Genomic DNA, 25453 nt, shown 5'->3' with positions numbered 1-25453 from the left:
AAAGCTGGCACGAGTCGCCTTCGCCCTGCTTAAAAGCCAGGGCGAATACATCTCAAAGGGGGCTAAAGTGCCTTGCCCTCAACCATAGAATCTCCCACATCAGACAAGTGCAAGACAGTTGACCCTACAGAGGGTCGCCGATCAGGCGTAGTAATCGACCGCGCTGGAGCCGACCACAGCCTGCTGCTCGACCGGGGCAGTGCTTGCAGCAACCTCACCCTCTTCGCCCGCCGCATTGCGCCGCGCCGCCACACCGCTCAAACGCGGCGAGTCAGGGTTGCCCTGCTGATGCTGCTGGCCACGCGATTGATCGGCGACATTCACATCCGGCTGTCCGAGCCCTTGCTGGGCGAACATTTCCTTGAGGCGGTGCACCTGGTTTTCCAGTGCTTCACGAACGCCGACATGACCACTGGTGAAGGTGATCTGCGCCTGCTGCTCAGGCGCGAGGTTGACGCGGATGTCCAGGCGCCCCAGCTCTGCCGGCTCCAGCTGGATGTCGGCCGACTTGAGGCTCTGGCTGGACAGGTACATCACCCGGTTGACCAGGCCCTCGGTCCAGCCACCCTGGTTCATCGCCAAGGGCTGATGCAAGGGCGCCGCTGCCAGCGGCACGGTATTGGCGGTTTTTGCCGTGGCCGCCTGGGTCAGAGTGCTCAGACGCTCGGCGAAGTTATCCACCCGGGTGTCACTGGCAGCACTCTTGAGATCCTTGAGGCCATCATCGAGCAACCCGGAAAACGCTTTCTCACCCGACTCGCCCTGTTCAGCATCAGCACCCGGCTTATCGAGCAGTGCCGCCAGGGTATTGACGGCAGGCTGGGTTGGCGCCGCTTCAGGCTGTGCTGTCGCCGGTTTAGTGGCGGCATGCGCCGAGGTGGTTCCCTTCGCCTGCGCACTCTGCTCAAGCGCCATGCGCAAGGCTGGCAGGTCGGCGAGCGGATCGGCTTCAGGATCGAATTCAGGCGCTGCCGCTGGGAGGGGAGCTGCCGGCACAGCCTGGGCTTGTAGCTGCGCCGCCTGGACAACCGGCGCCACCGCCTCGGCCTGAGCCTGAATCAACTGGGCGCCAGGCTGTGCATCGGTGACTTGACCGGCCACCAGATTGGGATCGAGCAGCGTCGGATCTGTACCTTCGCCGTCAACGGCCAGCGTGCTGTCCTGATCCTCTGGCAACGCATTGCCGCTGTCGGCAAGCTTCGGCTTTTCAGCGGCAGCGCCTTTGCCGCCGGCAACGTCTTTCCCGGCCGGGACGCCCTTGTCGCGATTCAGGCTGTCGGCAGCCGCAGACGGCTTTTCCCGCGACTGCTGCGCATACACACTGGAAAAGCCCGAGGCCTTGTCGTTCGCCGTCTGCAGCGGTTTGTCCGACGGGCTGGAGGCAGCGCGCGAAGCCTTTGTCGCAGCACTGACCTGCAGCAATGGATTGGAAGCGACCGGCATGTAGGGTTCTCCGCGACAGAGGGTCTGGAAGGTTGATTAGCGTAGATTTAGCAAGAGTCGCGCCAAGTCCGACGAAACAGCCTTAACCAATCAACACACGCTGACGCTCTTCGGTATACAAGATACGAACAGCCTCATACTCACGGTCGATCTGATTGATCAGAACCTCTATGTCATTCAGCGGTGGTTGCTTGACGCGCTCCTCCAGCTGCCTGCACAGCTCGGCCAGCGCTTTGGCGCCCATGTTGCTGCTGCTGCCCTTGAAGCTGTGCGCGGCATAGCCGAGCTCTTCAGGACTGGTCGCCTGATGCAACTGGCTGAGGCGCATTTCGGAGTCTTTGAGAAAGGTATCAAGCAATATCAGGTAGTCATCTTCCATGACCTCCTGCAAGCCGCTTAACACTTCATGATCGATGTGGATATTGGACACTTGCTCACTCCTTGATCAAGCTGGATTATGCCAGAGCCTCCCAGGCGAACTCCACGCATACGCGGCGCCCCTCGTCAGCCCACTCGGCATGCCGGCTCAGCCGACGTATCAGGTTCAGTCCGCGCCCATACAAGCCCTGCTCCACCAGCGGACGGGCGAGCACTGTACCGACATTGAAGCCTTTGCCGCTATCTTCGACCTCAATGCATAGACGCCCGCCCACACCTTGTGGTTCAACACGCAACCGTATTCGAATATAGCCGCTGCTCAGCGCCTGCAAACGTTCATTGCGCTGCCGGTAGTATTCGCCGAACCCCTGGGCATCGCGCTTGAGCCCTGAATCAAGCCCCAACACCCCATGCTCCAGGGCATTGGAATACAGCTCGCTCAGAACACTGTGCAACGCCCCGCTCTGGGCGCGCAGACCATGTATCTCCTGTAGCAGTTGCAACAGATACGGTAACGGATTGAAGCGCTTGAGCGTCTCGGCGCGAAACTCGAACTGCAGCGACCAGTCCAGCGGCACGGATTGCCCGCTGTCAGAATAGATCACTGGCGGTGGCGCCAATGCATCCGGCTCGACAACCGCAATCTCCAGCAGACTCACATCGTCACGCGAGCGCCCGCGAAATGCCTCCAGTGCCTGATTGATTTCCTCGAACAAACGATCTGGCTGGCGATTATCGCCAAGCACCCGAAGCAGGCGCTCGACCCCGAACAGCCGCTCACGCTCGTCACTGGTATCCACCACGCCGTCGGACAGCAGCAACAGACGCTCGCCCAGCGCCAGGGGCAGAACCTGCGTCGAATCGTCGAAGCGCTCCGGCGCCAACACACCCAGCGGCAAGTGCCGGGACACCAACGGCAATGGCGCACCACCGTCAGCAGACAGCAGGTAACCATCAGGCATGCCGCCGTTCCACACCTCGACCATGCGCCGCTGGAAACTCAGGTTGAGCAGCAGCGCACAACAGAACATGTCCACCGGCAGGATGCGCTTGAGCTTGGCATTCATCTCGCGCAGGGTTTCGGCCAGGCCATAGCCCTTGGCCGTCATGCCATAAAAAACCTCCGCCAGCGGCATCGCACCAACGGCGGCGGGCAAACCATGCCCGGTGAAGTCGCCCAGCAGCACATGCATGTCACCGGAGGGCGTGAACGCCGCCAGCAGCAGATCACCGTTGAACAGCGCATAAGGTGATTGCAGGTAGCGGATATTGGGGGCGTTCAGGCAACCGGCGTGGGCGACTTTGTCGAACACCGCCTTGGCCACCCTTTGTTCATTGAGCAGATGATGGTGATGGCCGGCGATCTGGTCACGCTGCTCGAGCACCGTGGCCTGCAAGCGGCGCAGGCGATCCATGGCCTTGATCTTGGCAGACAGGATCACCGGGCTGTAGGGCTTTGCCAGAAAATCGTCGCCACCCGCCTCCAGACAGCGCACCAGCGCTTCGTCTTCACTGAGCGAGGTCAGAAAGATGATCGGCACCAATGCCTCACCGGCCAGCAGCTTGATCTGCCGCGCCGCCTCGAAACCGTCCATGACCGGCATCAGCGCGTCGAGCAACACCAGTTGCGGGCGCTGCTCAGCGAACAAGGCTACCGCCTGCTCGCCGTTTTCAGCGGTGAGCACGGCGTGACCCTGCCTGCTGACGATTCGCGCCAGCAGCAGACGATCCGCTGCACTGTCTTCGGCGATGAGCACGGTCAGGCGTGACTCAGGCATGGTCTGGATCAACTGATGTCGAACAATTTGTCGAAGTTGGAGATTGCGAGGATCTTGCGCACATCCGAGCTGGTGTTGACCACCCGGATCTCGGCGCCGTCACCGCCGACATGATCGCGCAGCATCAACAGCATGCCGAGCGCCGAGCTGTCGAGGTAGGTGGCGTCCTTGAGATCGACCACCACCGACTCAGGGTGATTGCGCTCATAGGCCGCACGAAATTCCTGATGTTTGCCAAAGTCAAAGCGCCCCTTGACCTGGATCGTCAGCTTTTTCCCATCCTGGGAAATCTCAGCACTCACTGCCATGTTGGCGATTCCTTCCATTACGACGATTGCAGACACCAGGAAGGTTTAGCAGCCCGCCGACCCCGGGGCAAGCCTCCCCGGTCAAAGGCTGACTCAATAGCGATCATGCCGCGGCAGGCGCTGGGACAACTCGTCGAGCAGTTTTTGCTCGCGCTTGTCTTCGATCATCCGCGCCTCGTCGATATAACGCTGGACCAGCTTGCGCAACCCTTCGACCCGGGCATAGGCCTGCTGCCAGGTGCCACGGGCGTTGTTGAGGTTGTTCTGATGCCAGGCCAGACTCTGGCGCTGCTGGGTCATGGCACTCTCCAACTGCCCGAGAAAGCGCTGGTAGTTGACCAGCCAGCTACCGGACACACCCTGCCCGCCGCGGTCGATCCATTGCAGTTGGTAGTCTTCACGAAAGCGGTCGAGTTCGGCGAGCTTGGCCTGCGCCAGATTCACCTGCTGCTGGAACTGCCCCAGGCGCTGGGCAGCCTGACGCTCGGCATTTTCGGCCATTTCCACCACAGGGGTCAGACGCGCGGCACGACTGGGCTGGGCCATGGTCTATCAGCCCGCGTCGGTTTTGGGCTGGGCGAACACACTGGCCAGGTGCTCACGACTCTGCTGCATACCCACATTGTCGTTCAGGCCCTGGCGGAGGAAATGCACCAGCTTCGGCTGCAGCGCGATGGCCAGGTCAGTTTCGGCATCACCGCCGGCCACGTAAGCGCCAACACTGATCAGGTCGCGACTCTGCGACAGGCGCGACCACAGCTGCTTGAACTGTTGTGCCTCGCGCATCTGGTCAGGGCTGACCACCTGGGGCATGACCCGACTGATCGAAGCTTCGATATCGATGGCCGGGTAATGCCCTTCTTCCGCCAGGCGCCGGGAGAGCACGATATGCCCGTCGAGCACGCCGCGCGCCGAGTCGGCGATCGGATCCTGCTGGTCGTCGCCCTCGGACAGCACGGTATAGAACGCGGTAATCGAACCACCGCCCGCCTCGCCGTTACCGGCTCGCTCCACCAGCTTGGGCAACTTGGCAAACACCGACGGCGGATAACCCTTGGTCGCGGGGGGTTCGCCGATGGCCAGGGCGATTTCCCGCTGGGCCTGGGCAAAACGGGTCAGCGAATCCATCAGCAACAGGACGTTCTTGCCCTTGTCGCGAAAGTATTCGGCAATCCGCGTGCAATACATGGCGGCACGCAGGCGCATCAACGGCGCATCGTCAGCCGGCGATGCCACGACCACCGAGCGTTTGAGGCCCTCGGTGCCGAGAATATGCTCAATGAACTCCTTGACCTCACGGCCCCGCTCGCCGATCAGGCCGACCACGATGATGTCGGCCTCGGTGAAGCGGGTCATCATCCCCAGCAGCACACTCTTACCCACGCCGGTACCGGCGAACAGGCCCAGGCGCTGACCACGCCCTACGGTCAACAGGCCGTTGATGCTGCGGATACCGACATCCAGCGGGACACTGATCGGGTCGCGATTGAGCGGGTTGATGGTCGGCCCGTCCATCGGCACCCAGTCTTCGGCCTTCATCCCGCCCTTGCCATCCAGCGCCCGGCCAGCACCATCGAGGACCCGGCCGAGCATGCTCATGCCCATCGGCAGACGACCGTTGTCAGCCAATGGCACGACCCGCGCCCCAGGCGCGATCCCGGCGACACTGCCGACCGGCATAAGAAACACTTTGCTGCCGGCGAAGCCCATGACTTCCGCCTCGACCCGCACCGGGTGGTAGCTGTCGTCGTTGATCACTACGCAGCGACTGCCAATCGCGGCACGCAGGCCTTCGGCTTCCAGGGTCAAGCCGACCATGCGCAACAGACGACCCTCGACGACGGGCTGGGCAGGCAGCTTTATCGTGTCGGCGTAGGTGCCCAGGCGCTTGCCGAAACTGGTGCGCTCAAGACGCATGGGTGTCGTCCAGATCGACCGTCAGATCGGGCGCCGCAGGATGCAGGCCCTGGTCGTGCAATTGATCGAACAGTTGCGCCAGGGCCTTGTCGATACGGGTTTCCATGGTTGCATCGATGCGGCTGTGGTCGGTTTCGATGCGGCAGCCACCCGGCAGCAGCGCCTCGTCTTCGAGCAGTTTCCAGCGCTCTTCGTGGCGCTCGCGCAAGGCCTTGGCCTGCTCGAAGTCCTGCGGGTTGATATGGATACGGATGTTGTCGGCGCCCATGGGCAGCAGTTTCAACGCTTCGCGCAAAACCTGAGCGATCTGGCTGGAGTCGCTGCGCAGCTCACGGCCGATGACTTCACGGGCCATGTGCGCGACCAGGTTGACCAGGGCTTTCTCGATCTGGCTGTCCTGCTCGGCAATCGGCTCTAGGAGGTTGCCCATCAGCTGTTCGAGGCTGGCCAGTTTGGCTGCCAACACGACCTCAGCTTCCTGGCGGACCTTGAGCTGGGTGCTGTGAAAGCCTTCACGCTCACCGGTGGCAAAGCCTTCGTTGTAGGCTTCCTGACGAATGCTTTCGAGCTCTTCGAGGGTCAGCGGCTGCACTTCTTCGAGCGGCACTTCCTCGACTTCTTCCTGAACCACTTCAGGTTCGGGCTCCGGCTCAGGTTCGGGCTCCGGGTCGAAGCTGGGCAGCGCCCAGCGATTGAAGGCCTCGACTTGATCGGCGCGAATCAGCTCACTCAGGTGCTCGTTGGTTGACATGATTGCACGCACTCATAAAACAGTTCTGTGGGAGCTGGCTTGCCAGCGATGCGGACACCTCGCCCCCAGGGTTACTGCGTCGATTCCATCGCTGGCAAGGCCAGCTCCCACAGGAGCCGTTGCCAACCATGAGATCCGCTTAGATCATCTCTTCGCCGCCCTTGCCACCGAGCACGATCTCTCCGGCTTCGGCCATACGGCGGGCGATGGTGAGGATTTCCTTTTGCGCCGTCTCGACATCGCTGACCCGTACCGGCCCTTTGGCCTCCAGGTCGTCGCGCAGCAGTTCCGAGGCACGCTTGGACATGTTCTTGAAGATCTTGTCCTTGACCTTCTCGTCGGCGCCCTTGAGGGAGACCACCAGCACGTCGGAGGAGACCTCGCGCAGCAGCGCCTGGATCCCGCGATCGTCGACATCGGCGAGGTTGTTGAAGACGAACATCAAGTCTTCGATCTGCTCGGAGAGGTCGCCATCGATGTCGCGGATCGCGTCCATCAGCTGGCCTTCCACGGAGCTGTCGAGGAAGTTCATGATATCGGCAGCACGCTTGATACCACCCAGGGTGGTACGCGCAGCGTTGGAGTTGCCGGAGAACTGTTTCTCGAGGATCTGGTTGAGTTCCTTGAGCGCCGCCGGTTGCACGGTGTTGAGCGAGGAGACGCGCAGGATGATGTCCAGGCGCACCTTGTGGTCGAAGTTGCCGAGCACTTCACCGGCCTGATCAGGGTCCAGGTAAGCAACAACAATGGCCTGAATCTGCGGGTGCTCGTAACGGATGACATCGGCCACGGCGCGCGGCTCCATCCACTTGAGGCTGTCCAGGCCGCTGGTGTTGCCACCGAGCAGGATGCGGTCGATCAGGCCGTTGGCCTTGTCTTCACCCAGGGCCTGAGTGAGCATCTTGCGGATGTAGCCGTCGGAACCGACACCCAGGCTGGTCTGGTCGCCGACGATCTCGACGAACTCGCTCATCACCTGCTCGACCTGCTCGCGATGGACGTTGCCCATCTGCGCCATGGCCACGCCGACCCGCTGCACTTCCTTGGGCCCCATGTGGCGCAATACCTGGGCAGCGTCGGTTTCCCCCAGGGACAAGAGCAGGATTGCAGCCTTGTCGACCCGGGTCAGTTTCGCGGTAAGGGCTCGGTTATCACTCATCGGCGTTGATCCACTCTTTCACGACCTGGGCCACACGACCCGGATCTTCGGCCACCAGGCTCTTGATTGCGTTGAGCTGCGCATCGTAGCCCTCGCTCGGGCTCGGCAGCAGAATGCTTTGCGGACCACCCAGGCTCACGCGGTCGTTGGCCAGATCGCCATCCAGACCGAGCGCGCCCAGTTCCATGTCGCCATCGCTACCGGCGTTCTGTTTGCCATTGCCAGTGATGTTGTTGAGTACCGGGCGCAGCACGCCGAACACCAGCACGAGGATGAACAGTACCCCCATGACCTGCTTGATGATGTCCCAGAACCATGGCTGCGAGTAGAACGGAATCTCGGTGATCACCTCGCCACGGTCTGCGGCGAACGGTACGTTGATCACGCTGACACTGTCGCCACGGCTGGCGTCGAAGCCCACCGCGTCCTGCACCAGGCGGGTGAAGCGCGCGAGGTCTTCAGCACCCCAGGGCGCACGGGTGGTGTCACCGGTGGCCGGGTCGATCTTGACCTGGTCATCGACCACCACCGCCACCGACAGGCGGTTCAGACGGCCCTGCTGCTGACGGGTATGACTGATGGAGCGATCAAGCTCGAAGTTCTTGGTCGACTGCAGGCGCTTGTCCGCAGGATAAGGCGCAAGCATCGGCTGGCCGGTGGCCGGGTCCATGATCTGCTGGCCGTTGGCGTCGAGCAGCGGTTGACCCGGCTGGATGGCCGCCGCGGCGGTCTGTGCGCCACCGGTGGTTTGCGGTGCGGATGCCGGGCCAGGCGGCTGGTTGCTCAGGGCACCAGGCACACCTTGCGGGCCCATGCTGCTGGAGCGCTGTTCGTTGACCGACTGCTCGCTGCGCAGCGCCGGCTGATCCGGATTGAACTGTTCGGAGGTGGATTCGACGGCACTGAAATCGACATCGGCCGACACTTCAGCCTTGTAGCGATCATTGCCCAGCACTGGCTGCAGGATATTGTGCACGCGCTGGGTGAGCATGCCTTCCATGCGTCGGCTGTAATCGAACTGCTTGCCGGCCATGGTCAGTTCGGAGTTGTTGATCTGGTCGGAGAGCAGGTTGCCCTTCTGGTCCACCACGGTGACCTGGGACTTGTCCAGTTCCGGCACACTGGTTGCCACCAGGTTGACAATCGCCATCACCTGACCGGCTTCCAGGCCGCGGCCCGGATACAGCTCGACCAGCACCGAGGCACTCGGCCGACGCTCGTCACGGACGAACACCGAGCTCTTCGGAATCGCCAGGTGCACGCGTGCGGCCTTGACGTTGTTGAGACTGGAAACGGTGCGCGCTAGTTCACCTTCAAGGCCACGGCGATAGCGGGTGGCCTCCATGAACTGGCTGGTGCCCAGGCCCTGTTCCTTGTCGAGAATCTCGAAGCCGACATTGCCGTCGCTCGGCGCCACACCGGCGGCGGCCAGTTTCAGACGGGCACGGGAGAGGTCGTCGGCCTTGACCAGCAAGGCACCGGAATTGGGTTCGACGTTGTAGGGAATATCGGCAGCGGCCAGGGTTTCCATGACCTGCTTGGTGTCCATGCCCGCCAGACTGCCGTACAGCGGACGGTAGTCGGGCTGCTGCGACCAGAGCACCACAGCAAAACCGATGGCCACACTCGCGGCCAGACCGACCAGCAGGCCAACCTGCCGCAGCATGGGCATCTGCGAGATGTTTTCCAGGAACGACATGCCGAACAACGGCGGCTTGGGCGCTGATGCGCTGCCTTTGGCGGGCACGTTATCGACGACTGCTTCGGCCATGACTCAATCTCGCCCTTATACCGGCATCTGCATGATGTCTTGATAGGCCTGGACCAGCTTGTTACGCACCTGGGTCAAGGCTTGAAAGGATACCGAGGCTTTCTGCGAAGCGATCATCACGTCGGTCAGGTCGACACCGCTCTTGCCGATTTCGAAGGCATTGGCCAGTTGCGTGGAAGCCTGCTGGGTGTCGCTGACCTTATTGATGGCCTGCCCCAGCATGTCGGCAAAATTGCTCGAGCCAAGCTCGGGCGCGGCCGCCGCTTTAGGCATCGACATGGCGTCCATTTGCATGGCCCGCATGTCCAACATCAATCGATTAAACTCAACACCTTGGCTCATGGACTTCTCTCTCCGACGGCCCGCATTTTTTTGACACTCACGCAGCGGATACGCAGGACTTAGCAACAAGAGTGCCAGCTCTGCGTACAGCGCAAACAAATAGGTGAATATTCCCAGCCATCAGTTGGCGTACAGACTGGCCTCGACATCCATCCCGGCATCCCGCATCTGCGCCAGTTTGTAGCGCAGGGTCCGCGGGCTGATGCCCAGACGCTCAGCCGCTTCCTTGCGCCGCCCGCGCTCGGAGCGCAGGGTATCGATGATCATCTGGAACTCGTGACGACGCATGTCATCACCCAGACCCGCTGGCGCTTCAACCGGCAGCTGCGCTGGCGCGACAGTGGTGAACATCGGCATGGCACCGGCCAGACAAAAATCCGCCGCCTCGATCACCCCGCCCTGCTGCAGGATCAGCGCCCGCTGAATGGCGTTATCCAGCTCGCGCACGTTACCCGGCCAGGCATACCCCTGCAGGCACGCTTTGGCCTCAGGCGACAGGCGCACCGGCGCATGTTTCATTTTATTGACGTGACGCGCCAGCAAGCGCTCAGCCAGCGGCAGAATATCGGCGCTACGCTCGCGCAATGGTCGCCACGCCAAGGGGAACACCGACAGACGATAGAACAGGTCTTCACGGAAACGCCCGGCCGCCACCTCACCCGCCAGATCACGGTTGGTGGTCGCAACGATGCGGATATCCAGAGCAATCGGCTTGCGCCCGCCAACCCGCTCCACCTCGCGCTCCTGCAACACACGCAGCAGCTTGGCTTGCAACCCCAGAGGCATCTCGGAGATTTCATCGAGCAGCAAGGTGCCGCCATCAGCCTGCTCGAACTTGCCCGCCTGGGCGGCGATCGCTCCGGTGAAGGAGCCCTTCTCGTGACCGAACAAGGTCGCTTCGAGCATGTTGTCCGGAATCGCCGCGCAGTTGATCGCCACGAATGGCTGACCGGCCCGGGTTGATTGCTGATGGATAAAACGCGCCAGCACTTCTTTGCCGGTACCCGATTCGCCGGAGATCAACACCGTGGAATCGCTGCGCGCCACGCGTGTGGCCAGCTCCAGCAACTGCGCACTGGCCGGCTCACAAGCAACCGGGCCTTCGTCAGCCACACCGGCAACCACCCCAAGGGCATGACGCGCCACCAGCTCAAGCAGCGCCCGCGGCTCAAACGGCTTGACCAGATAGTCCACCGCGCCCTGGCGCATGGCTTCGACCGCGCGCTCGACAGCAGCATGCGCCGTCATCAACAACACCGGCAATTGCGGCTGATTCGCACGCAAGCGGGCCAGCAACTGATGGCCATCCATGCCCGGCATATTGACGTCGCTGACCACCAGGCTGAATGCCTCTTCAGCCACAGCCTCCAGCGCCTCTTCGGCCGAGCCGAGCGCACGATAAGCAAAACCACCCAGCTCCAGGGTATCGCCCAAGGCCTGACGCAGTGCCCGATCATCCTCGACCAGCAGCACCTTGATTGCCTTCATTGCTCAATCTCCATTTTCAACGCATCTATCAGCGGCAGCGTCACCAGCGCGCAGGTGCCACGACCCAGCCGCGAACGCAACTGCAGCGTACCCTGATGCGCCCGCGCCACCGCCTTGACCACAGCCAGGCCAAGGCCGGTACCGGTGGCTTTGGTGGTGAGGAACGGCTCGCCCAGACGCGCCAGCAACGCGCTGTCGATTCCCGCCCCGGCGTCACTGACACACAAACGCAACAGCTGCCCACGGCGGTACAGGTGCACCTTCAGGCGCACAGGTTCGCTGCTGGCCTGCAAGGCATTTTCAATCAGGTTGAGCAAGGCGCCGACCAAGGTGTCGCGATTGCACAGCAACTCACCCAGGTGACTGTCGCACTGCCAGCGCACCGCATGTCCCTGAACGTGCGCCTGGGCAGCCTGCTGCAGTGCCTGGAACAGCGCCTTGGGGGTCACCCGGTCAGTCAGCGGCAGCTCGCCGCGCGCGAACACCAGCATGTCACGCACCTGATGCTCGAGCTCATGCAGACGCTCCTTGAGACTACCGGCGAAGCGCTGCTGGGTCTCCAGCGGCAGGCTCTGTTCGGCCAGGTGACTGGCATACAGCAAGGCAGCCGACAACGGCGTACGGATCTGATGCGCCAGCGAGGCGACCATCCGCCCCAGCGACGACAAGCGCTCATGGCGCGCCAGCTCACCCTGCAAGTGACGGGTTTCGGTCAGGTCGTTGAGCAGCACCAGCTGGCCCGGCTCGGCATCCAGCGAACGGGTGGCAATCGACAGACGCCGACCATCGCGCAGCGACACTTCGTGGCCGTCGTCCTCACGCGGGGCAAAACTGCGGGCGATCACCTGGCGCCACAACTCGCCCACCAACGGCTCGCCGAGCAAATCACAGGCAGCAGGATTGGCCTCGCGCACACGGCCCTGGCCATCGATGACAATGACCCCGCCGGGCAACAGATCAAGCAGGTTCTGCAGGCGGTTGGCCAGACGCTCCTTCTCCGCCAGCTCGGCCATGCGCTGAGCACTGACCACCGCCAGCTCGCCCTTGAGTTCGGTGACCCGGGCTTCGAGCAGGTTATAGGATTGATTCAACTGACTGGAGACCTGATCGAACAGCGCGAAGGCCTGTTCCAGACCAAGGCGACTTTCCTGCTCGGCAGCGTTCGGCCCCTTCGATTTGGGGACACTGGAGATGGGGGCGGCCTGGGGCATCATGCTCTCTCGCGTGGCTGACCGTCATAAAACGGTATGTTGCCTGCGATATAGCAATAGCCGTGCCGGATAACCTGAAGCGATGTGCCGCAAGCCATCAGAGCGAGTAGCAAAGGCCGATGAGACGGGCGTTACAGCCCTTTGAAAGGTAGGGATATTGCACGCAGCGGAGCGTCCTTGCTCTGCACCGTGGCAAGACAGGCGTCAATCCTCCGCCTGTTCATCGCCATCGCGACGGCTCATGCCGTACTTGCGCATTTTTTCCACCAGGGTCGTGCGCCGGATGCGCAGACGCTCGGCAGCGCGCGCAACAATGCCATTGGCGTCATCCAGCGCCTGCTGGATCAGCCCCTGCTCCAGCCCGCCCAGGTAGTCTTTGAGGTCCAGCCCCTCGGGCGGCAGCATGGCATGGGTGGCAAAGCTCGGCGAGCCGCCGTTGATTGCCACACGCTCTTCCAGATCCGAACGCAGGCTGTCGACCAGATGCTCATCTTCGTCATCGACGTAGCGGAATTTCTTCGGCAGCTCCGTCACGCCGATCACACCGTAGGGGTGCATGATCGCCATACGCTCGACCAGGTTGGCCAGCTCGCGGACGTTGCCCGGCCAGCCATGACGGCACAAGGACATGATCGCTGCGGAGTTGAAGCGGATCGAGCCACGCTTTTCGTGCTCCATGCGCGAGATCAGCTCGTTCATCAGCAGCGGGATGTCCTCGACACGCTCACGTAGCGGCGCCATCTCGATGGGGAACACGTTCAGGCGGTAGTACAGGTCTTCGCGGAAGGTGCCCGCCTCGATCATGCTTTCCAGGTTCTTGTGGGTCGCGGCGATGATGCGCACATCGATACCCTGGGTCTTGTTGCTGCCCACCCGCTCGAACGTCCGTTCTTGCAGCACGCGCAGCAGCTTGACCTGCATCGGCAACGGCATGTCGCCGATCTCGTCGAGGAACAGGGTACCGCCGTTGGCCAGCTCGAAGCGCCCGGCACGGCTGGTGATGGCACCGGTAAAGGCACCCTTCTCGTGACCGAACAGCTCGCTTTCCAGCAGCTCGGCCGGGATCGCTCCGCAATTGACCGGCACAAAGGGCGCTTCGCGGCGCTTGGAGTGGTAATGCAGATTGCGCGCAACCACTTCCTTGCCAGTGCCCGACTCGCCGAGGATCAACACACTGGCATCGGTATCAGCCACTTGCTGCATCATCTGGCGCACGTGCTGGATGGCGCGACTGGTGCCCACCAGGCTGCGAAACAGGTTCGGCTCGCGCTGGCGACCGCGCTCACGGGCCAGGTCGTACATCTCGCGATAGACCTGGGCACGGTGCAGCGAATCGAGCAGCTTGCTGTAGCTCGGCGGCATTTCAATGCTGGAAAGAATGCGGCGGCGCAACTCTTCCGGAAGCTCGGCAGAAGAAATTTCACCAATTAACAGAACAGGAAGGAACTCATCCCACGCAGCCACTGTCTTAAGCAAGCCCATCAGACTTGCCGGAGCGTTCACGGTCCCGATCAGGACACAGAGTACTTCACGACTGGATGACAACGACTCAACCACCTGCTGCCAGTCCTGGCTTGAGCAGGTGAGATTTTCTTCGCCAAGAAAATTCAAAACCACCGCCAGGTCGCGGCGGCGGGCGCTATCGTCATCGATCAGCAGAATTTTGGTTTCACGCCACATGCAATAGCAACTTCCCTAGTCATCTCGGCGCCCTATTGTGGGCAAGCTCGACATCATTCCGACTGAACGGTCAGTGTTCGGACGTCTGAAATTTGAAAACAGCCACTAGTTAAGTCAAAAAACCGCACAGAGTCAAATTTATGGCGCCCTGTTTCTGGTTTTGCCCAGCTTCAGCTGAACAAATGGTATACCTTTGCCGCGTTTTTGGCTTGCCGGATCTGCGTCATCTCATCGACTATTGTTTGACGCTCGTCACTTGCAACCTCAATTAGTTGCCGGTAAACCCTGAGCAACTCTTCAAGACTGCTACGCAACACTTCTTCGTTGACCGATGCCTCGGCCAGTACATCATCGACACACAACCGGCAGTTGACGTCGAGCTCGCTGATCGCCTCCCAGTCGCGACTGGCCAGGGCACCCAGCAATGCTTCGCGGGTTTGTTCGATACGCTCGAGCACGACACTCATCACAACCTCCTAGACGTCGGCGGATTGATCGCCGATTGCGTCCCAGCCTTCCTTGACGGTAATCAGCAAACGGGCAACCTCATTGAGGATTTCCGGATCGTTTTTCACGTTGGCTTCGACCAGACGCTTGCTCATATAGGAATACAAGTTATCCAGTTCGGCCAGCGAGTCAGCATGATTTTCCAGGTCCAGACCTTCGCGCAGACCGCCGACAATACCAATTGCCTTGCCAATAAGAATGCCACGCTGGGCAACATCATTGCGCGCCATGGCGCCTTTGGCCTGGGCAATGCGATCAAGACCACCCTGCATCAACATTTGCACCAGGCGATGTGGGCTGGCCTCGGAGGTCTGTGCCACACCGTTGACTTTCTGGTACTGCCGAAGGGCCAACATAGGGTTCATGTTCTACCTCGTCACAACTAAAAGGTTTCGTATACCGCTTATATCGCCTGGGCGTCAAAAAACTTTAGAGGGAAAGAAAAAGCCCGGCGCATCCAACGGATGCTGCCGGGCTTTTGGCGATCACTGTCACTTCTTGGCTTGAGCGTTCATGGCCTCGAAAAGCGAGGTAATACCAGCTGCCTGCGATTTGAGCTTGCCGACAGCAACATCCATGGCAATGTATTTTTTGGTCAGCGATGTCGTCAGACTGTCGATGCGAAAATTCAGTGCCTGCTGCTGCGACTCCAGGTATCGCTGCGAGCGATTGAGTGCATCATTACGCTTATCCAGCGAACCACCTGATTGCAGGAACGGATCAATGGCCTTGTTCATTCGCGCAATCACACCATCGTCTTTGGTGAACAACGCCTGCACTTCACTGCCCAGCTTCTTGTCGTTCAACGCCGCCTTGAACTTGGTGTCGTTGAATTCCAGAGTACCGTCTTTGGTGGTGTTGATACCCAGCTGGCTTAGCGAGGTCAACCCACCACCGGTTTGCGCAACAGCCAGCTCGGAGCGCAGCGACGCCAACAACGAGCGAGTGGTCGGGTCGCCAGTCAGAGGACCGAGGACGGTATTACCATCTTCATCCTTGCTGGTGGAAGTCAGGCTGTTAACCGTCTTGACCAGGTTGTTGTAGGCATCGACAAAGGTCTGCACGTCTTTTTTCAGACCGTCGCTGTTGAGCCCGACTGTCACCGTCGACTTTTCACCTTCGGCCTTTAGTTCCAGGGTCAGGCCACTGACCGTTTTGTCCAGCTTGTTGGACTTGCTGGTAACCGCCATACCGTCAATCTTGACCTCGGCGTCGATGGCCAGTTCGCCCACTCGGCCAGCCGCACTACCCGCCATTGGCGTACCATTGCTGATGACCAGCTCGGGAATACCGCCTACAGAAATGTCCGACCCTTTGCCCGTGGTAGTCGAACCGAATACCAGTCGCGCGCCCTTACCATCATCGATGATGTTGGCCGTGATGCCATCCTTGCCCAACGTATTGTTGATGCTGTCACGCACCGACTGCAGGGTGGCATTGGCACCCACTTCGACCTTGTATACCTTGCCATTCTGGGTGACTTCCAGGGTACCTGGGGAAATCGCTGCATCAGCGCCCGAGAACACCTTGCTCGCAACCCGCGAGGAAGTTGCCAGCTTGACCACCTCAACCTGATAGCTACCCGGCACTGCGGTGTTGTTCGCCGTTGCAGCGACAGCCTTGTCATTGCCACTGGTTGCAGCGAAGGCGAGGAACGATGGTGCGTCCTTGTTGCTGAGCCCTTTCAAGGCTGATTGATAGGTCGACAGCGCACTCTTGAGCGAGGCAACCCCGGAGATCATCGCCGTGTTGTTGGCGGTCTGGCGCTTGATCTGACTCGACTTGGCTGCGGTATCAGCATCGACCAGCACTTTGACGATAGCGCCAATGTCCATTCCCGAACCGGTGCCGATGCTCGCTGTAATTGGGCTTGCCATGAGTAACTCCCTCTCCGTTGCGCTGCTCCCTAGCGAACAACTCTAGCGAACATTTGAATCTTTAAGGTATCAGACCTTGGCGTCGAACAGCAGACTGTTCACATCGCTGAGGCTGTGGGCGATGCGCAGCACTTCTTCCGATGGAATCTGGCGGACCAGCTCACCGGTTTCACTGGCGATCACTTTGACGACAATTCTGCCGGACTCTTCATCCGTGGAAAATTCGAGATTGCGGCGGTTCGAGGCGAGAAACTTCTCGATATCCTTGACCGCGGTTTTCACTTGTTCAGTTTCAGACGTTTTGTCCCGGGTAGGCGCCTGAGCTTCATTAGCCGCCTGAACCACCTGTGTCGCCGACTTGTCGGTGGCCTGCTCGGCCGGGCGCGCGGCCGGATAAGACAAGTTCAGCTTGACGCTCATATCCATGTCTACCACCTCTCAATGCAAAAGGCGGAGGAGCGCAACAGGTGCACTCCCCCGCCGATAACCATCAGGCGATTACTGAAGCAGTTTCAGTACGGCGGATGGCAGCTGGTTAGCCTGGGACAGAATCGAAGTCGAAGCCTGTTGCAGAGTCTGCTGCTTGGTCAGCTGGGCAGTTTCAGCAGCGAAGTCGGTGTCCTGAACGCGGCCACGAGCAGCTTCGGCGTTTTCGTTGATGTTCTGCAGGTTGTTGATGGTGCTGGTCAGACGGTTTTGTGCAGCACCGAGGTCAGCACGGCTGGTGTTGATCTTCTGCAGAGCGTTGTCGATCGCCGAAACAGCGGCGCTGAAGCTGGCTTCGGCAGCGGAGCTGGTAGCACCGGTGATGGTGATGGCGCTGGTAATACCCAGGTCGCTGGCGGTGAACTTGGCGCTCAGGTCGATGTCGATCTGGTTCATGCCACCGGTGTTGGAGCCAACCTGGAAGGTCATGGTGCTGGCCGAACCGTCGAGCAGGTTCTTGCCGTTGAGCTGAGTGGACTGAGCGATACGGGTCAGTTCCGCAGCCATCGACTGGAACTCTTTGTTCAGCGCGTCACGGTCGTTGGAGCTGTTGGAGTCGTTTCGCGATTGAACAGCCAGCTCACGCATACGCTGCAGAATGTTGGTCTGCTCTTGCATCGCGCCTTCAGCGGTCTGGGCGATCGAGATACCGTCGTTGGCGTTTTTGATTGCCATGGTCTGACCGCGGATCTGCGAGGTCATACGGGTAGCGATCTGCAGGCCGGCAGCGTCGTCTTTGGCGCTGTTGATTTTCAGGCCGGAAGACAGACGGGTCATCGAGGTGCTCAGTGCATCGGAAGCACGGTTCAGGTTTTTCTGAACGCCCAGAGAGGTGGTGTTGGTGTTAACGGTCAAAGCCATGACGAATTCCTCGTTGGATTGGGTACTACGGCTTCCGGCCTTGGCAATTCGCCGAGGGTGGCACAGAGAACCTTCGTAGTAGTTATCGTCGTCAGGGCGGGTTGCTTTAGCGGATTTTCAAAAAAAATTACTGGCATCCTGCCACCCCAATGAAATCGGGGGCTTCTGACCTCCCCCTTTACTGCAGGAGCATCCTGCAGATGAGCCACAAATAAAAACGCCGCCCGGGAAACGGCGGCGTTTTTCATTGCATACGACTGTCAGTCGCATCGCTCGATGATCGCAGAGCCCCACGACAACCCCACACCAAAGCCGCTCAAGGCGACGCGCTTGTGCTGCGAACCAAGCACGTGCTTCTCCAGCAGCAACGGGATGCTGGACGATACGGTATTACCGGTCTCAACCATGTCCTTGACGAACTTTTCCCGCTGTTTGCCTTCATTGAAGCGCAGGGACACTGCATCGACAATCGCCGCGCTCCCCTGATGCAGGCAATAAAGGTCGATATCCTCAGGTTGCAGCTGGCTGGCTTCGAGCAGCTGCTGCAGGTGCGCCGGCACCTTGACCAGCGCGAAGTTGTAGACCTGGCGACCGTTCATGAAGAACTTGCCCTCGGTCGTACGCAGGTGCTCCGCCCCCGCCCCATCGCTGCCAAACAGTGACTTGCCCAATTGCCAAGGCGCGCCCTCACCCATCCAGGTCGCAGTGGCGGCATCACCGAACAGCATGGTGGTGTTGCGGTCTTCCGGGTCAACGATCTTCGAGTAGGGGTCAGCAGTGATCAGCAGGCCGTTTTTCAAGCCCGCAGCTTCCATGAAGCCCTTCATCGCGTAGATGCCGTACACATATCCGGAGCAGCCAAGAGAGATATCGAACGCTGCAATATGGGTCGGCAGGCCGAGCTTTTGCTGAACGATGGCTGCGGTGTGCGGCAGCCCTTCGGCATCGCCATTCTGGGTGACGACGATCAGCGCATCGATTGACGACATGTCCAGCGATGGGTTGGCGGCGAACAACGCTTTAGCTGCCTCGACACAGAGATCGGAGGTTTCCTGGGTAGCGTCCTTGCGCGGCAAGAACGTGGAACCGATCTTGCCGAAGATGAATTCTTGATCCTTACCGAATTTCGCACCTTGGGCGTAGTTGTCGACACCCTCCACAGGTACGAAACTGGCGATGCTTTTAATGCCAATCATTGTCGCTTCCCGGTAGACATAGCGGATATTGCGGGATCAGGCCCTGCTGCGCAGGCCTGGCAAGCCTCGTCGACGTGGCTGCCCGCTGACTCGATAGATAAGAGATGCACTTTCCGACTGCTAAGTCACGGTTATACGGCCAAAGTGGCCGACACGGCAACGTAACGCCCGCTTTTCTCCCATTCCGCTCACCCGGCATCAAGCCAGACCCGTGCCTGGCTCGACGACTGCTGGCTACCTGATATCTGCCTGAGTGGCTGGCTTGGCTTTTTTCACCACCGCTTGCAGGATGCGGGATGCCGAGCTCAACCTTGCATCACTCACGACCGGGGTTGACTGAATGTTCAAGACCGTAAACCCACAGGCGCCAAACAAATTATTGAGGGCTTCAATCGAAAAAAAGTTGATGTGCTCGTGCCAATGTCGCTTCTTCCCGGCTGAGAGTTCGTCAAGACCCACCATCAGCGCTTCATGCGGCACCTCGATGTAAAGCAAGGTGTCATCGCGCATACATTGATGTATTTCCCCTAGAGCATCCGACGGATAGGGAACATGTTCAAGAACATGGCGACAAACGATCAAGTCGTAATTGGACGTGCCGAGCTCTTCCTTCGACACGCCACGAGTGCCCGGCACGGTTGGCTTTTTGTCGATATCGAAGATATCCGTGTCGTACCCTTGCCCCTTGAACGGGGTATTCATGCCATCTCCCCCACCCCAATCCAGGATGCGGGTCGGCGTCGCATGCTGAAGAATGAAGCCCCTTGTCAGCTCGATATACTCACTTGGCGTTGTCAGTGTTTTATTCCGCTCGCGAAATCCAGGCTCATAATGTTCACGTAGCGCCTCATATTTTTCACCGTAATAGCCGTCATACAACTGCTGCATCTCGCGATCACTGAAGCGGATATCAAGAAACAGAAATTCGCAACGCACGCAGTGAAGCGTATTGCACACGCAGTAAGCCATTCCCTGAGGAATGGTTTGCAGCCCCCATTCGGCGTCGATAACCACAGGCGGCCAACCCAGAGCCCGGTGTGAAACAAACGGCATGAGGATGGCCGGAGACTTTTGCAACGCGGTGCTGCCACAGCAAACACATTGCGTTGCGATGTGTTCACGCTGCAGCGAGGACGGAAAGTCGTTGATCATGTTTTCGTTCCTGAAACACCGGATGAATGATGGAATGTCCATGGGCTGTGCGGCGGCGACTCAGCCAACGGGCCGTGCCTGCCCGGCAGCATTTCGGATCGACTCTGCGAGGGTATATTGCAGCCGCAACCCCAGTTCGATGCGTGCCCTGTGAATGGAGGGTACATAGCGATTACGGAAACTCCCGGCCGCCGCCACGCCGCAGGCGATGCGTACAGGCTTTTGCGGTGCCAATATGTCGCGCACCAGATGCGCGAGCTCGCCAATCGTGACAGCCACGTCCGAGCCGACGTTGTAGGCCTGTCCGGCCTGACCATGGCGCAGGAGAACGTCGAGCCAGTGGGCCAGATCGCGCTGATCCATGTAGGAGCGCACCGGCGTTCCGTCGCCATTGACCGTGATAGACGGTGCGGCGATAGCATCCCGGATAAAGTTGCCGATGGCGAAATGCGCGTCCAGCGGCAGATCGCGACCCACGAAGGCGAAACAGCGGGCAATAACGACCTGCAGACCATACTGTTGCTGGTACAGGGCACACAGATGCTCGGCGCAGCGCTTGGCGACGCTGTAGGCATGCGCTGCATCGAGCGGGTCCGGAATCGCGTTGTAATGCTCACAGATGGCGTCCATGTCCGCTGGCTGGGGGCCATAGACACCACCGGAACTGGTCAGCAGAAAGCGCGGGATTCGATGAGTGGCGGCATAGTCCAGCAGGTGACGGGTACCGTCAACGATCTGGGTATACCGCTGCAGAGGGCTAAGCTTCGGACCTGCCGTAGAATCCGCAGCGGCGTGAAGCACGTGCGTAAAACCGCCCGTCCCGGGCAGCGAAGCCGGCTCCAGGATGTCGCCCTGATGCAGGCACAGCCACGGCTGACCGGCAAACTCGGGGTACCGCGCCAGGAAACCCTGCGGTGACCGGCTCAACACCGTGACCGCAGGTACTTGTTCGCCCGCCTCGACCGATGCCAGCCAATGGCGCAGCAGCGCTCGCCCAAAAAAGCCAGTCCCGCCTGTCAGCAGCACGTTCATGGATTGGGCACTGCGTACAAGACGGATTCAAACGTGTTAGGAGCATGCTGCCGGATATAAAACCGGTAGTCGGGGCAGAGATCGAACAGCAACTCCGGCAACACCCAAAGGTCCTGCGGGTTATGGTACAGCGACACGATCAGCACCGGGCGGCTGCGCCGGATGATCTGTTCGGCTCCACGCAATACCTGGGCCTCCGCACCTTCCACGTCGAGCTTGATGAGATCAACGGGCATGCCGGGCAACAGCTGATCCAGCGCCACCGCCGCAATGGACGTTCCACCGCCCTCATGACTGATGGAACAGGCCTCCCCTTGCCCGGCATTGAATGTCAGGATGCTGTAGGCCTCGGCGGCCGCCATCGGCAAGCACACCGCATTGCTTTGCTTGAGCGCCACCTGGCTAACCAGACGGGAAAAATTCTGCGGATCGGGCTCCAGCAGAAAAGCCTGCTTGCAAGAGATCTGCGGGTGTCCGATCAACTCTTCGTAGCTATCGCCATCGTAGGCGCCACAATCCACATAAGTAATGTCGCGCCCCCGCAAGGCGGGCAAGGTCAGCTCATTGAAATACCAGGTATCACTGGACAAGAAGCTGGAGTACTCGATATCCAGTCCAAGGCGAAAAGCGCACATGCGATACAGCGTTTTCCTGCTTTCCTGATCCGCCAATGCCTCGGCAACGCTGGCAATTCTACCCATCGCCTCCAGAAGAAAGGAGCGAGCACTCAACCAGAAGCGCCACCCCAGCGCCTGGGAGAATTGCTCATAGAGCATCCAGGGCATCAATGGCGGAGCAAAACCGGCACGGGCTACAAGGCTTAACAACTCGTTGTAAGGGGTGTCACGATTGAAGATACCGAGCGCGAGTTGCGCCTGTGGATGCTCATTCGCAAGCTGGTTCCAGTTCAACACTGGCAAACCAAGTGCCGAAGTAACGCGAGGAGACGTTTCAACAAAACCTTCAACGACAACACCCTGTGCCTGCATAGCCGTTGCAAGGCTGCGACCAAAGTTCCCGGCACCGAAAATCCAGATGCGCCGGCCCGGCTCGATGTGGACGCGCGGCAAGTCACTTGCCTGGTCACGCAGGGTAAAAAAATCAGTGGCGCTATATGTCGTCGTGTCAGCCATTGGTGCGGGCCTCGGAATCGTCTGTTGAACAGGAACGCGCGCGTATCGCCAGGGCCTCACTGCGGATCTGCTCCAGCACGGTCTGCTCCAGGAACGGGTGCATATCGTCAAGTTCCGGGGTGACGAAAGCGCCTTGTGCATCGACACGAGACTTGATGCGTGGCACGAACTCCTGTCGTGGATCGACATGCAGATCGATCAGCAGTGGCCCGTCGGTTTCCAGCAGGCTATCCAGCCTGCCCAGATCGTCTTCCGATGCTATGGACTCGGCACGCAGCCCATAGGCACGGGCCACAGCGGTAAAGTCGGGGAACTCCACCCCCGACTCCGGCGTAGCACCGATGACCCGGCCAAAGAAGTTCTCGTGGGTCTGCCAGATCGACAGATAACCGCGATTGTTGAGCACGATCACGATCACATTGACGCCGATGGTTTTCAGCGTCTGCAGTTCCTGGATGTTCATTTGCAGGCTGCCGTCCCCCGCAAAGCAGATCACGCGCTGCCCCCCTTGCGCTTGAGCGGCCGTCGCGGCGCCAATGGCGGCAGGCAGGTCGTAGCCCATGGAGGCAGAGCCTGAGTTACTGAACAAACGCTGGTCTTTTTTCAGACCACCCACCTGGAACGGCAGGATGCAGGCAGACGCATTACCGCATACGACAATGTCATCAGGGCGCATCTGTCCAAAGATGCGCTCGACCATCACATAAGGGTTGAGCGCAGCGCCTGCTATTTGACGATGCTCTGCCGCAGCACGATAGGTGGCACCGATGTGTTGGCACCACTCTACCCACGCACCGAAATCAGGAAGGCACATACGCGCCAACTCTTGCTCTAGCACATCGAGAAAATCACCCAGATCGGCAGCCACTCCCAAGTGCGGCTGGACGGTGGGCTTGGCCAGCTCGGCCGCATCGATATCCACCTGGGCGATCCACGCATGCTTGGCGAAGGCCTGCCAGTTGTAACTGGTCTGGCGCACGTTCAGTCGGGATCCCAATACAAGGACGAAGTCGGCAGCCTGCAGGCAGAGATTGCCCGCTCGCGTGCCAATGGTCCCAGGCCGACCGGCGAACAGCGGGTGGTCCGAGGCGATCAGATCGTGCGTCCAGGCCGTGGCCAGTGGAATACGGTAGCGCTCGATCAACGCCAGAAGGCGCTTCTCGGTACGCGAAAGCCGCACCCCCGTGCCCCCCAGGATCAGCGGACGATGCGATTGCAGCAACTTGCCGGCGATATCCCGGCAGGCGGCGCGCAGACCTTCGGCTGCAGGCAGCTTGGACAAGTCAGGTGCGGGTATGGCAATGGCAGTCGTGGATTGCTGGATATCCAGAGGAATGTCGAGCCACACGGGGCCCGGGCGGCCACCGACTGCTTCGGCATAGGCCCTGGGCAACATCACTTCCAGGTCTTTTTCAGAGCGCACCAGCTGCGCGTACTTGCAGACCGGACTGGCCATCGCGATGGTGGGGCCTTCCTGATCACCCAGTTGCCGCAGCCCTGGTACATCACGGAAGGAGGTGCAGGTTTCTCGCTTGATCTGGCCCGAGAGGACGATCATCGGGATGGAATCAGTGAACGCACCATGCACGCCGTTGAGCGCGTTGATAGACCCTGGCCCCGTGGTCAGCATCACCACCGCCGGTTTTCCGGTAATGCGCGCGTAGCCTTCGGCAGCCATCGCACAAGCTTGCTCATGGTGCATGAAAGTGCAGCGCAGCCCTTGATGCCCTCCCAGCGCCTGATTGAGGAACATGGCACCACCGCCGGTGACAGTGAAAACCTGCTCGACCCCTTGCTGCACCAGCCATTGTGCGATTTGCTCGGCGACACGCGTCATGGTCAGAGCCCCCGGCTCAGGATGAGATTTTTGAGGGCGGGAGTTTCGCTGTAAGGACCGTCGATATGCTCGATGGTCAGACGTTCGTTGGCTTTGATCGGCTGCAACAGCCGTTCACCGTTCATCACCTCGCGACAAGACAGTTGCCCCTTGTGCAGGGGAATAGCGAGGTAGAAGTCTTTCTCGAAATCATCCCTGCCCAGCACATAGCCAGGCTCCAAGTCACGGCGCGCATAGGCGCCACGCACCAGGGCATTGAGGTATTCGGTTTCCTTTCGCGAGATGATGCGTCGGCTGGCACTGACGCCACCGCACATTTCCTTGGCCTTGTGGAAGGCTTTGTACCAGGCGTCACACTGTTCCGGTAACGAGCAGTAGTTGGAAACCGGGACGCCTTCGTACTGGATGTCGATGTGCCGCTCCCAGGTGCGCACCCCCTTGCCGTAGGAGATCAACATGGACGAATGCCAGTCATGGTACTCGTGGGTGGACAAGCCAATAACATGGCCAGGGTAGCGATTACGCAGGTAGTCGATCTGATCGAGATGCAGCTCGTCGTCCTCGCTGGGGTAGAGCGAAACGCAGTGGTTGATGGACAACGGGATATCGCGCTTTTCAAAGTAGCGGACAACGTCATCCAGATCCTTTTCCGATGCCCCACCGGTGGAGATGATGGTCGGGAGGCGCGTAGATGCAATTTTCTCGATCAGCGGCCAGTCGTTCATGTCGGAACTGGCAATCTTGAGGATGGGCATGTCGAATTCGACACACAGATCAACAGATGCCTCGTCGAACGGCGTGGCCATGGGAATGCAACTCAGATTCCTGATTTCCTCGACCATGCGCGCAAACTCAGCCTTGCTGAGCTTGGTGTCTTCGGTTTTCTTGATATAGCGAAGGTCAGAGTTGCCTTTGAAATCAGGATGAATGAATTCATCGACATCACGGAACTGCAGCTTGATGGCAGCCTTGACGTTGTTGAAACGCGCAATCGCACCGTGATCACGGATGATTTTCAGCCCGCGTTCCAGCCTGCCCCAGTGGTTGTTGGCAAGTTCCAGTACGAACAGGTTTTCAAATAAATCTTTGTCACGCTGGCTGATGGTTTTCATTGAATACTCCGTGCTCTTTTGCCTTGCTCAATTG

24 protein-coding genes are annotated in these 25453 nt (G+C 59.9%); all 24 read right to left on the bottom strand.

Annotated elements, in window-relative coordinates:
* Positions 1 to 141: 141 nt before the first annotated feature.
* Positions 142 to 1443 (bottom strand): flagellar hook-length control protein FliK, encoded by a 1302-nt coding sequence (locus NPS47_RS14700; protein ID WP_274295599.1) that lies wholly within the window; start codon positions 1441 to 1443, stop codon positions 142 to 144.
* An 82-nt stretch (positions 1444 to 1525) separates the two neighbouring features.
* Positions 1526 to 1873 (bottom strand): Hpt domain-containing protein, encoded by a 348-nt coding sequence (locus tag NPS47_RS14695; protein ID WP_274295598.1) that lies wholly within the window; start codon positions 1871 to 1873, stop codon positions 1526 to 1528.
* A 25-nt stretch (positions 1874 to 1898) separates the two neighbouring features.
* On the bottom strand, positions 1899 to 3599 hold the full coding sequence (locus NPS47_RS14690; protein ID WP_274295597.1) for a fused response regulator/phosphatase: 1701 nt from the start codon (positions 3597 to 3599) through the stop codon (positions 1899 to 1901).
* An 8-nt stretch (positions 3600 to 3607) separates the two neighbouring features.
* Positions 3608 to 3907 (bottom strand): STAS domain-containing protein, encoded by a 300-nt coding sequence (locus NPS47_RS14685; RefSeq protein WP_274295596.1) that lies wholly within the window; start codon positions 3905 to 3907, stop codon positions 3608 to 3610.
* A gap of 93 nt (positions 3908 to 4000) precedes the next feature.
* A complete protein-coding gene (gene fliJ, locus NPS47_RS14680) occupies positions 4001 to 4453 on the bottom strand; it encodes a flagellar export protein FliJ (RefSeq protein WP_038613361.1) in 453 nt (150 codons plus the stop codon).
* Positions 4454 to 4459: 6 nt separating this feature from the next.
* Positions 4460 to 5824, bottom strand: a complete 1365-nt coding sequence (fliI, locus tag NPS47_RS14675; RefSeq protein WP_274295595.1) for a flagellar protein export ATPase FliI — start codon at positions 5822 to 5824, stop codon at positions 4460 to 4462.
* Positions 5814 to 6575, bottom strand: coding sequence for a flagellar assembly protein FliH (fliH, locus tag NPS47_RS14670; protein WP_274295594.1), 762 nt, complete (start codon positions 6573 to 6575; stop codon positions 5814 to 5816). The genes fliI and fliH overlap by 11 nt, the downstream gene beginning before the upstream one ends.
* A 139-nt stretch (positions 6576 to 6714) precedes the next feature.
* Positions 6715 to 7734: a flagellar motor switch protein FliG gene (gene fliG / locus NPS47_RS14665; RefSeq protein WP_038613367.1), complete on the bottom strand. Its 1020-nt coding sequence runs from the start codon at positions 7732 to 7734 to the stop codon at positions 6715 to 6717.
* Complete coding sequence (gene fliF / locus NPS47_RS14660) at positions 7727 to 9505, bottom strand: flagellar basal-body MS-ring/collar protein FliF (protein ID WP_274295593.1); 1779 nt, start codon at positions 9503 to 9505, stop codon at positions 7727 to 7729. The genes fliG and fliF overlap by 8 nt, the downstream gene beginning before the upstream one ends.
* A 15-nt stretch (positions 9506 to 9520) precedes the next feature.
* Positions 9521 to 9847, bottom strand: a complete 327-nt coding sequence (fliE, locus tag NPS47_RS14655) for a flagellar hook-basal body complex protein FliE (protein WP_010224994.1) — start codon at positions 9845 to 9847, stop codon at positions 9521 to 9523.
* Between the two features lie 120 nt (positions 9848 to 9967).
* Entirely contained in the window at positions 9968 to 11335 is a 1368-nt protein-coding gene (locus NPS47_RS14650) for a sigma-54-dependent transcriptional regulator (RefSeq protein WP_274295592.1), read from the bottom strand.
* Positions 11332 to 12546: a sensor histidine kinase gene (locus tag NPS47_RS14645; RefSeq protein WP_274295591.1), complete on the bottom strand. Its 1215-nt coding sequence runs from the start codon at positions 12544 to 12546 to the stop codon at positions 11332 to 11334. The genes NPS47_RS14650 and NPS47_RS14645 overlap by 4 nt, the downstream gene beginning before the upstream one ends.
* Positions 12547 to 12750: 204 nt before the next feature.
* Complete coding sequence (locus NPS47_RS14640) at positions 12751 to 14226, bottom strand: sigma-54 dependent transcriptional regulator (protein ID WP_274295590.1); 1476 nt, start codon at positions 14224 to 14226, stop codon at positions 12751 to 12753.
* A 170-nt stretch (positions 14227 to 14396) separates the two neighbouring features.
* Positions 14397 to 14693 carry a flagellar protein FliT gene (locus tag NPS47_RS14635; protein ID WP_274295589.1) on the bottom strand — a complete coding sequence of 99 codons (297 nt, stop codon included), beginning with the start codon at positions 14691 to 14693 and terminating at the stop codon, positions 14397 to 14399.
* A 9-nt stretch (positions 14694 to 14702) separates the two neighbouring features.
* Positions 14703 to 15098, bottom strand: coding sequence for a flagellar export chaperone FliS (gene fliS, locus NPS47_RS14630; RefSeq protein WP_274295588.1), 396 nt, complete (start codon positions 15096 to 15098; stop codon positions 14703 to 14705).
* A 126-nt stretch (positions 15099 to 15224) separates the two neighbouring features.
* Complete coding sequence (gene fliD, locus NPS47_RS14625; protein ID WP_274295587.1) at positions 15225 to 16610, bottom strand: flagellar filament capping protein FliD; 1386 nt, start codon at positions 16608 to 16610, stop codon at positions 15225 to 15227.
* A gap of 69 nt (positions 16611 to 16679) precedes the next feature.
* The gene (locus NPS47_RS14620) at positions 16680 to 17036 is read right to left on the bottom strand and encodes a flagellar protein FlaG (protein WP_274295586.1); all 357 of its coding nucleotides are present in this window, start codon (positions 17034 to 17036) and stop codon (positions 16680 to 16682) included.
* A gap of 72 nt (positions 17037 to 17108) precedes the next feature.
* Positions 17109 to 17957: a flagellin domain-containing protein gene (locus NPS47_RS14615; RefSeq protein ID WP_274295585.1), complete on the bottom strand. Its 849-nt coding sequence runs from the start codon at positions 17955 to 17957 to the stop codon at positions 17109 to 17111.
* 260 nt (positions 17958 to 18217) lie between these two features.
* On the bottom strand, positions 18218 to 19153 hold the full coding sequence (locus NPS47_RS14610; RefSeq protein ID WP_274295584.1) for a ketoacyl-ACP synthase III: 936 nt from the start codon (positions 19151 to 19153) through the stop codon (positions 18218 to 18220).
* A 234-nt stretch (positions 19154 to 19387) separates the two neighbouring features.
* Positions 19388 to 20305 carry a class I SAM-dependent methyltransferase gene (locus tag NPS47_RS14605; RefSeq protein ID WP_274295583.1) on the bottom strand — a complete coding sequence of 306 codons (918 nt, stop codon included), beginning with the start codon at positions 20303 to 20305 and terminating at the stop codon, positions 19388 to 19390.
* A 60-nt stretch (positions 20306 to 20365) separates the two neighbouring features.
* Positions 20366 to 21337 (bottom strand): NAD-dependent epimerase/dehydratase family protein, encoded by a 972-nt coding sequence (locus tag NPS47_RS14600; RefSeq protein ID WP_274295582.1) that lies wholly within the window; start codon positions 21335 to 21337, stop codon positions 20366 to 20368.
* Positions 21334 to 22470, bottom strand: coding sequence for an FkbM family methyltransferase (locus NPS47_RS14595; RefSeq protein ID WP_274295581.1), 1137 nt, complete (start codon positions 22468 to 22470; stop codon positions 21334 to 21336). Before NPS47_RS14595 ends, NPS47_RS14600 begins: the two co-directional genes overlap by 4 nt.
* Positions 22463 to 24307: a thiamine pyrophosphate-binding protein gene (locus tag NPS47_RS14590; RefSeq protein WP_274295580.1), complete on the bottom strand. Its 1845-nt coding sequence runs from the start codon at positions 24305 to 24307 to the stop codon at positions 22463 to 22465. The genes NPS47_RS14595 and NPS47_RS14590 overlap by 8 nt, the downstream gene beginning before the upstream one ends.
* Positions 24308 to 24309: 2 nt before the next feature.
* Positions 24310 to 25419 carry an N-acetylneuraminate synthase family protein gene (locus tag NPS47_RS14585; protein WP_274295579.1) on the bottom strand — a complete coding sequence of 370 codons (1110 nt, stop codon included), beginning with the start codon at positions 25417 to 25419 and terminating at the stop codon, positions 24310 to 24312.
* Positions 25420 to 25453: the final 34 nt, after the last annotated feature.

Origin of the sequence: Pseudomonas putida (assembly GCF_028682475.1) — a bacterium.
In the GTDB taxonomy this organism is placed as follows: Bacteria; Pseudomonadota; Gammaproteobacteria; order Pseudomonadales; family Pseudomonadaceae; genus Aquipseudomonas; species Aquipseudomonas putida_AG.
Note: the sequence above shows the minus strand (reverse complement) of the source record. Positions and strands in the feature narration are given on the sequence as shown.